Below are 1,923 nucleotides of genomic sequence, written 5' to 3'. Positions count from 1 at the left end.
CTTCTCGTAGGCGCCCGCCGCCAGCAGGGCGCACACTTCGGCCTCGAGCGGGCCTGGATCGCCGGGCCGCGCGATCCGGACTGCCTCGGCCGACAGCGCCACCGCCTGCGCCGCGTCCCCTGTCTGCGCCGCCAGCTGCGCAGCAAAGGCCAGCATCGGCGCGCGCAGCTCCGCCGGGAGTTCCAGCCGGGCCACCAGCGGCCGCATCAGCCGCAAGGCGCCATCTGCCTCGTTCATGAATTCCAGCGCCTGTGCCTTCAGGTAGGCGAGGTAAGCCTCGACCGGCGCCGCCGCGCCGGCAGGCGGATCGAAGATCGACAGCGCCGCCGCCCGCTCGCCGGTCCGCATCCAGATCATCTGGGACAGTTCCATCCGCGCGGCGCCGTTTTCGGGCCGGCGCGCGATGGCCGAACGATAGGCCGTGTCCGCGCCGCCAAAATCACCCATCCCGAACCGCGCCCGCGCCCTCACCAGCCATGTTTCCGGTGCATCCAGGCCGCCCTGCATCGCCATCGCCGCCACCCGTTCGGCATCGACATGGTTGCCAGCATCGCCGTAGGCGGCCGCAAGGTTGTGCAGCGCCGCCGCACTGGCCGGATTCTGCCGCACGGCCTCCTGGTAGACGCCGATAGCTTCGCCGATCCGGCCCTGCTGTTTCAGGGCATTGGCATCGCGGGTCAGGTCTTGAAGGGTACGCAGCATGCAGGGCCTCAGGTCAGGTCAGGAAAAAGCTCAGCAGCACAAGACCAATGGCAAGGAAGCTGAGCGCGAAGATGGCCGCCGCAAGCGGCAAGCAGGTGCGCAGGAAAGCCATGATGTAGCCGGTGTCATAGGTCACCCGCAACATCTGCGTCAGGTAGACGAACACGATCAGGAACGCGCCGCCGCCGGCTAAAGGGGCAGCCGCAGGAAGCGCCGCCGACAAAAGAATGAGCACCGTCGCCAGCCCATAGACGAAGGCCTGGAAATGCAGGCCGCTGATCAGATGGTCATACAGGTAGCGCCTGCGGTGCGAGGCATAGGACAGCGCCATCAGCAGCGAAAAGATCGGCAGGAACAGAAAGCGTGAAGCGCGGCGCCCATTCTTTCAGCCGTGTCCCGAACCGTGCCTGGTTTTCGTAGAAGTTTGCCATCCGGTCTGCGCCCGCCGTTGCGCACGCCAGCTGGCCGGGCGTCAGGCCCGGATTGGAGCCGATGATCAACCGGCGCAGCGCCTCCCGGTCAATCGATCCGTCGGCCAGCATGAAAGTCGAGAGCGCCTCGCCGCCCTCCTCTACCGCCGTCAGCGCTGCCCCGGGATCCGCACGCTCTTCGGCGGTCAGGTCCTGCCGCGCGAGACGTTCGCGCAGCGTTTCGGCTGACGGGCTTGCATCGATGCGGAACGGCGCATCCGCGCCCATCAGAAAATTGCCCCTCGTCTGATCGCCCGGCTTAAACCGGATTTCCTTCAGCCAGGGCTGATTTTCCAGCGCCGTGAACACAGGTCAGGAAAAAGATCACCGAGGTCAGCAGGAACAGCCGGAAGAGCGGAACGTAGCGTGCGCGCTTGGCGTCGATGTATTCCCGCGTCATCCGGCAGGGCCGGAGCACAAGCAAGGGCAGCGTCCGCCACAGGCGGCCACCCAGCGAGAACATGTCGCCGATGCTGGAAGCGACAAGATCCCAGATCGGGCGATACAAGTCAGCGCCGAGCTGGCCGCACACAGGGCAGTAGAGCTCTTTGACCAGATGCCTTCAATTGCGGCCTGCGGCGCCCTTCTCGGCCGGATGGTGCCTGGCGCTGTCCTACCCGCCGGCTGGGGCCATGCCAGCGCCTTGCGCGTCATGCTCCATCCGCTCCTCCCCCAAGAACATGGTTCAGGGAGCAGTCATACCTTCCCGGCAGAGGAAACGCGAGCGGTGGTTGTCCTTGGCATTGTCCAC

4 protein-coding genes are annotated in these 1,923 nt (G+C 66.2%); all 4 read right to left on the bottom strand.

Translation table 11 applies throughout. The features are described from left to right. Window positions 1–702 (bottom strand): tetratricopeptide repeat protein (locus tag WEA77_RS13940; RefSeq protein WP_368068486.1); only part of this gene is annotated, 702 nt, incomplete at its 3' end. Between the two features lie 13 nt (window positions 703–715). Next, the gene (locus WEA77_RS13935; protein ID WP_368068485.1) at window positions 716–1,033 is read right to left on the bottom strand and encodes a hypothetical protein; all 318 of its coding nucleotides are present in this window, start codon (window positions 1,031–1,033) and stop codon (window positions 716–718) included. Next, a complete protein-coding gene (locus tag WEA77_RS13930; protein WP_368068484.1) occupies window positions 990–1,400 on the bottom strand; it encodes a hypothetical protein in 411 nt (136 codons plus the stop codon). Before WEA77_RS13930 ends, WEA77_RS13935 begins: the two co-directional genes overlap by 44 nt. Before the next feature lie 31 nt (window positions 1,401–1,431). Beyond that, the gene (locus WEA77_RS13925) at window positions 1,432–1,680 is read right to left on the bottom strand and encodes a DUF3667 domain-containing protein (RefSeq protein WP_368068483.1); all 249 of its coding nucleotides are present in this window, start codon (window positions 1,678–1,680) and stop codon (window positions 1,432–1,434) included. Window positions 1,681–1,923: the final 243 nt, after the last annotated feature.

Origin of the sequence: Hyphomonas sp. (assembly GCF_040882205.1) — a bacterium.
GTDB lineage: Bacteria > Pseudomonadota > Alphaproteobacteria > Caulobacterales > Hyphomonadaceae > Hyphomonas.
This window is presented reverse-complemented; position numbering and strand designations above follow the sequence as displayed.